The sequence below is a fragment of the Stenotrophomonas sp. 3diitr2024 genome, assembly GCF_042136455.1.
GTDB lineage: Bacteria > Pseudomonadota > Gammaproteobacteria > Xanthomonadales > Xanthomonadaceae > Stenotrophomonas > Stenotrophomonas sepilia.
The window spans coordinates 1-5,028 of record NZ_JBHHMJ010000241.1; the positions used below are offsets into that span (position 1 = coordinate 1).

Sequence of the window (5,028 nt, forward strand, 5' to 3'; positions counted from 1 at the left end):
GGCTTGTTGCCGGCCAGCGGCCGGCGCTACCGAAATGCAGAGCGGAGCGTCACGCGTTCTCGTGCGCAGCCACCGCGTCCATCACCCGCGCCGAGTACACCAGCGCCGCGCCGGCGTTGAGCGACACCGCCACGCCCAGTGCTTCGGCGATTTCCTCGCGGCTGGCGCCATGCTTCAGCGCAGCGTCCACGTGCACGGTGATGCAGCCGTCGCAGCGGGTGGTCACCGCCACCGCCAATGCGATCAGTTCACGGGTCTTGGCATCCAGATGGTTGGTCTGGGCACCGGCATTGGCCAGGGTGGCGTAGCCCTTGACCGTGTCCGGCGAGAGCTTGCCGATCTCGCCGATGCGGCCCTTCAGTTCCTTGCGGTAGGCATTCCAGTCGAGCATGGTCGTGACTCCTGTGAAAGGAGCTCCACGCTACCACCGGCAATGGTGCGCCGATGCCTGCACCGGCGCGCCACACCGTTGCAGGCATACAAGGTTGTGCCGGCCATTGGCCGGCACGCCCGGGCTCAGCGGTTGCGCAGCGCGTGCACTGCCGGCGCCACCTGGGCCTGGCGGTCCAGCTCCAGGCCGACCTGGTCCAGCGCATCGGCCAATGCAGCGGCATCATCGTCGCGCAACGTGGCGTGGCCGACCTTGCGACCTTCGCGCGGCTCCTTGCCGTAGTCGTGCCAATGGCCACTGGCCTGACCCAGCACCGGCGCCGGATCGGGCATCGCGCCCAGCCAGTTCAGCATGCAGGCATGGCCGAGCATGCGGGTGCTGCCCAGCGGCAGGCCCAGCACCGCACGCAGATGGTTCTCGAACTGCGAGGTCTCGCTGCCTTCGATGGTCCAGTGGCCGGAGTTGTGCACGCGCGGTGCCATCTCGTTGGCCAGCAGTTCGCCGTCGCGACAGAACAGCTCCAGTGCGAACACGCCCACATACTGCAGGTGCTCGGCGACGCGGCGGGCATAGCCGATCGCTGCCTGCTGCTCGGCGTCGGACAGCACCGCCGGTGCCACGCTGGCCGACAGCACGCCGTCGACATGCCAGTTGCCGGTGACCGGCCAGGCTTCGAAGCTGCCATCGCGGCCACGCACGGCCACTACGCTGACCTCGCGCTGGAAGGCCACGAAGCCTTCCAGGATCAGTCCGGTGCGCTCCACCTGGGCACCGAGCGCATCCCATGCGGCGTCGATGTCGGCTTCGCTGCGCAGGCGGAACTGACCCTTGCCGTCGTAGCCGAGGCGGCGGGTCTTGAGGATGCACGGCAGGCCGAACTCAGCCACCTTCGCCGCCAGCTCGTCGCGGCTGCGGATGTCGGCGAAGGCCGGCAGCGGAATACCCAGCTGCTGGAACAGGGTCTTCTCGCTCAACCGGTCCTGGGCCATCGCCAGCGCGGCCGGCGGCGGATAGACCGGCACGCGGTCGGCCAGGAACTGTGCACTGTCGGCAGGCACGTTCTCGAAATCGAAGGTGACCACATCGACCTTGGCGGCGAAGTCCGCCAAGGCCTGGCGGTCGTCGAAGGCGCCCACGGTGAGCGGCGCCAGCGGGCCGCTGCAGGCGTCGGCGGCCGGGTCGTACAGTTCGAAGCGCAGCCCCAGCGGCGCACCGGCCAGGACCATCATGCGGGCGAGCTGGCCGCCGCCCAGGATGCCGACAGTCAGGCTCATTGGCGCGGATCGTCGTGGGCCATCACGTCTTCGGTCTGGCGTGCACGGAAGGCATCGAGCGCCTGGCCGATCGCCGGCTGGTCGCTGGCCAGCATCGCCGCCGCGAACAGCGCGGCGTTGGAGGCGCCGGCGTTGCCGATGGCGAAGGTGGCGACCGGGATGCCGGCCGGCATCTGCACGATCGACAGCAGGGAATCCATTCCGTTGAGGGCCTTGGACTGCACCGGCACGCCCAGCACCGGCACGGCGGTCTTGGCCGCGATCATGCCCGGCAGGTGCGCGGCCCCGCCGGCACCGGCGATGATCGCGCGCAGGCCACGCGGGCCCGCCTGCTCGGCGTAACTGAACAACACATCCGGCGTCCGATGCGCGGACACCACCTTCACTTCGAACGGAACACCCAGGGCTTCAAGCTTCTGGGCGGCGTGCTGCATGGTTTCCCAGTCGGAACGGGAACCCATGACGATGCCGACAAGCGGCGCGATCGGGTTGGGGGTCATTGGCCGTCACCTGCCTTAAAGACGTATTCTAGCCGTCTTCCACGCAAGACGAAGAACCATGGATCGCAAGCTGCTCGACCTGCTGGTGTCCCCGGACACCCGCCAGCCCCTGTCCCTGCTGGATGGCAAGGGCCTGGAAGCCCTCAACAAGGCCATTTCCGCCGGCACGGTGACCAAGGCCGATGGCAACCCGCTGGCGCAGCCGCTGCGCGAGGCGCTGGTCACCCGTGACCGCAAGCAGGTGTTCCGCGTCGACGACGGCATCCCGGTGCTGCTGGCCGAGGAAGCCATTCCGACCGTCCAGATCGCCGACTTCCCGGCGGCATGAGCACGCTGCCGACGCCGGATGCGGCCATTGTCGCCGCCGATGTCGCGCGCGCGCTGGCCGAGGACCTGGGCAGCGGTGATGTCACCGCCGCCCTGCTCCCCGACCAGGCCGACAGCGCCTACCTGCTGTGCAAGCAGGATGCGGTGATCGCCGGGCGCCCCTGGTTCGACGCTACCCATCGCGCGCTCGACCCTGACGTGCGCATTGAATGGCACATCGCCGAAGGCGATGCCGTCACCGCCGGCACCGTGCTGGCCCTGCTGCACGGGCGCAGCCGCAGCCTGGTCAGTGCCGAGCGCACTTCGCTGAACTTCCTGCAGACGCTGTCCGGCACCGCGACCACCACTGCCCGCTACGTGGCCGCGGTGGCCGGTACCGGTACCCGCATCCTCGACACCCGCAAGACCCTGCCCGGCCTGCGCCTGGCGCAGAAGTACGCGGTGCGCTGCGGCGGCGGCGAGAACCACCGCTTCGGCCTGTACGACACGGTGATGCTGAAAGAGAACCACATCCGCGCCGCCGGTTCGCTGGCCGCGGCGGTGGCCGCCGCACGCCGGCAGTGGCCTGCGCTGCCACTGGTGGTCGAGGTCGAAGACCTGGCACAGCTGCGCCAGGCGCTCGAAGCCGGTTGCGAACGCATCCTGCTGGATGACTTCAGTCCCGACCTGCGCCGCGAGGCGGTGCGCATCACCGCCGGACGCATTCCGCTGGAAGTCTCCGGCAGCGTCGGCCTGGGCGGCCTGCGCTCGATCGCTGAGGATGGCGTCGATTGCATCTCCATCGGCGGACTGACCAAGCATGTGCAGGCCATCGATCTGTCGTTGAAGCTGGGCCCGCCGCCGGCTTGAGGCCTACGGGACCTTGTAGAGCCGAGCCCACGCTCGGCTGCTTCTCGATCTGCGGCGCGCCCGGCACCCGCTTTGCGCGATGAGCCGAGTGTAGGCTCGGCTCTACACGACCCGGGCGCCTTCACGGCTCGGCTACGCCAGCCTCTGCGACGCTGCGGGCATCCCCCACAGGAGCCGCGCATGCGCCGGATGCTCTTGCCTGCCTGTCTGCTGCTCGCGGCAGCCCCCTTGTCCGCCGCAGCCGCTGAAGCCTGCGATGTCCCTCCCCGCTTCGGCCTGAGCCCATTGGCGGTGGCCATCCGCAATACCGCCTGCAACGAGCACCGGTTGTGGTTCCGGCCCTTCATCGATCGCGATGGCCGCGCCGCCAGCCTCAGCGTCACCGAAGCCGAAAGCGATCACCTGGCCGACAACGGCCTGATCGCCTGGCAGCGCGTGGCCGGCTACTGGCGCAACAGCGGCACGCTCAACGCGATGGGCAGCATCGCCGGCGCCAGCAGCTGTCTGGCACCACTGGGCACGCGCTACACCGACAGCGACTGCCGCGCGTTCCTGATCGACAACCCGTGGTCGGCCGCTTTCATTTCCTGGGTGATGGTGCAGGCCGGCGTTCCCGGCTTCAACACGTCGCCGCGCCACATCGACTACATCCGTGCCGCGTACCAGGGCGGCCCCTCGGGCGTGCCGTACCGGCTGGTCGATCCCGCGACCGCAAAGCCCGCACCGGGCGACCTGTTGTGCTTCCTGCGCGACCGCAGCACGACGCTCAGCTACAGCGGGCTGGTGCAGGCGCTGGGCAACGGTTCGGTGGGCCACTGGAAATCGCATTGCGAAGTGGTGGTGGCTGCCAACCTGGGAGGCGACCAGACCCTGTACCTGGTCGGTGGCAACGTGATGAACACCGTGGCGATGCGGTTGCTGCCGCTGGACCGCACCGGGCTGATCAAGCTGCCCCCGGCACGCGAACGCAACAGCACCGGCATCGACCCCAGCTGCACGCCGGGCCGCGAGGACGAATGCAGCTTCAACCGCCAGGACTGGGCAGCGCTGCTGCAGCTGACCGCGACTGCGCCATTGGTGATGCCGTCACCCTCCGCAGCGCCGATGCAGGCCGTACCGGCCAACGCGCCCGCAGCGCCGACGACGGGCCAGCCACCGCCGAGGCGGTGATACCCGTGCTTGATCCAGCGCACGTTCGCCGCCATCTTTGCCGGATCGACCTCTGACGGCTGACGCCATGCCTACCCTGCTGCTGTTGTTGATTGCCGGCGGAATCATCTACTTCTTCTGGAACGCCGCACGCTCGGCCGCCGAGCGCGCGGTCGAGCTGGGACGCAATGCCTGCCGCGCCGCCGACGTGCAGTGGCTGGACCAGGCGGTGCACGCCACCGGCCTGCGACTGTCGCGTGGCGAGGATGGCCGGCTCGGTTTCGAGCGCACCTTCAAGTTCGAGTATTCCTACGATGGCATCGATCGCCACGTGGGCCGCATGGTGCTGCGTGGCGACCAGCTGATCTCGTTCACCGGCCCCGGTGCCGCGCGGATCAGCCAGATCCGGCCGGATGTGGAGGACGCCGAGGATGTGTAAGAACTGAAGGTGTGCCGACCAACGGGCGGCACCCACACAATTCCGGCACCCACCAGTAAAACCTGCAAAGGAAGACGCCGCCCATCGGGGCGGCGTCGG

Annotated in this window: 7 protein-coding genes; 4 read left to right on the forward strand and 3 right to left on the reverse strand. The window is 69.0% G+C overall.

Annotated elements, in window-relative coordinates:
* Nucleotides 1-49 precede the first annotated feature (49 nt).
* The 3 genes from ABGA94_RS05540 to purE all read right to left on the reverse strand — a co-directional run bounded on the left by ABGA94_RS05540 (nucleotide 50) and on the right by purE (nucleotide 2,165).
* Nucleotides 50-391, reverse strand: a complete 342-nt coding sequence (locus ABGA94_RS05540) for a carboxymuconolactone decarboxylase family protein (RefSeq protein WP_019659022.1) — start codon at nucleotides 389-391, stop codon at nucleotides 50-52.
* Between the two features lie 125 nt (nucleotides 392-516).
* Nucleotides 517-1,665 (reverse strand): 5-(carboxyamino)imidazole ribonucleotide synthase, encoded by a 1,149-nt coding sequence (locus ABGA94_RS05545; RefSeq protein WP_111127099.1) that lies wholly within the window; start codon nucleotides 1,663-1,665, stop codon nucleotides 517-519.
* Nucleotides 1,662-2,165 (reverse strand): 5-(carboxyamino)imidazole ribonucleotide mutase, encoded by a 504-nt coding sequence (gene purE, locus ABGA94_RS05550; RefSeq protein WP_005412808.1) that lies wholly within the window; start codon nucleotides 2,163-2,165, stop codon nucleotides 1,662-1,664. Before purE ends, ABGA94_RS05545 begins: the two co-directional genes overlap by 4 nt.
* A gap of 58 nt (nucleotides 2,166-2,223) precedes the next feature.
* Between purE and ABGA94_RS05555 the strand changes: the two genes are divergently transcribed.
* The 4 genes from ABGA94_RS05555 to ABGA94_RS05570 all read left to right on the forward strand — a co-directional run bounded on the left by ABGA94_RS05555 (nucleotide 2,224) and on the right by ABGA94_RS05570 (nucleotide 4,929).
* Nucleotides 2,224-2,493 carry a Trm112 family protein gene (locus ABGA94_RS05555; RefSeq protein ID WP_353075013.1) on the forward strand — a complete coding sequence of 90 codons (270 nt, stop codon included), beginning with the start codon at nucleotides 2,224-2,226 and terminating at the stop codon, nucleotides 2,491-2,493.
* Nucleotides 2,490-3,341: a carboxylating nicotinate-nucleotide diphosphorylase gene (gene nadC, locus ABGA94_RS05560; protein WP_069137946.1), complete on the forward strand. Its 852-nt coding sequence runs from the start codon at nucleotides 2,490-2,492 to the stop codon at nucleotides 3,339-3,341. The genes ABGA94_RS05555 and nadC overlap by 4 nt, the downstream gene beginning before the upstream one ends.
* 180 nt (nucleotides 3,342-3,521) lie before the next feature.
* Complete coding sequence (locus tag ABGA94_RS05565; protein ID WP_032954068.1) at nucleotides 3,522-4,511, forward strand: DUF2272 domain-containing protein; 990 nt, start codon at nucleotides 3,522-3,524, stop codon at nucleotides 4,509-4,511.
* Between the two features lie 67 nt (nucleotides 4,512-4,578).
* The gene (locus ABGA94_RS05570; protein ID WP_005415950.1) at nucleotides 4,579-4,929 is read left to right on the forward strand and encodes a DUF3301 domain-containing protein; all 351 of its coding nucleotides are present in this window, start codon (nucleotides 4,579-4,581) and stop codon (nucleotides 4,927-4,929) included.
* The last annotated feature ends 99 nt before the right edge of the window (nucleotides 4,930-5,028 follow it).

Excerpts from the sequence above, each read along its gene's own strand:
- nadC (WP_069137946.1), top strand. The coding sequence starts at position 2,490 with ATGAGCACGCTGCCGACGCCGGATGCGGCCATTGTCGCCGCCGATGTC.
- ABGA94_RS05555 (WP_353075013.1), top strand. The coding sequence starts at position 2,224 with ATGGATCGCAAGCTGCTCGACCTGCTGGTGTCCCCGGACACCCGCCAG.
- ABGA94_RS05570 (WP_005415950.1), top strand. The coding sequence starts at position 4,579 with ATGCCTACCCTGCTGCTGTTGTTGATTGCCGGCGGAATCATCTACTTC.
- purE (WP_005412808.1), bottom strand. The coding sequence starts at position 2,165 with ATGACCCCCAACCCGATCGCGCCGCTTGTCGGCATCGTCATGGGTTCC.
- ABGA94_RS05565 (WP_032954068.1), top strand. The coding sequence starts at position 3,522 with ATGCGCCGGATGCTCTTGCCTGCCTGTCTGCTGCTCGCGGCAGCCCCC.
- ABGA94_RS05545 (WP_111127099.1), bottom strand. The coding sequence starts at position 1,665 with ATGAGCCTGACTGTCGGCATCCTGGGCGGCGGCCAGCTCGCCCGCATG.
- ABGA94_RS05540 (WP_019659022.1), bottom strand. The coding sequence starts at position 391 with ATGCTCGACTGGAATGCCTACCGCAAGGAACTGAAGGGCCGCATCGGC.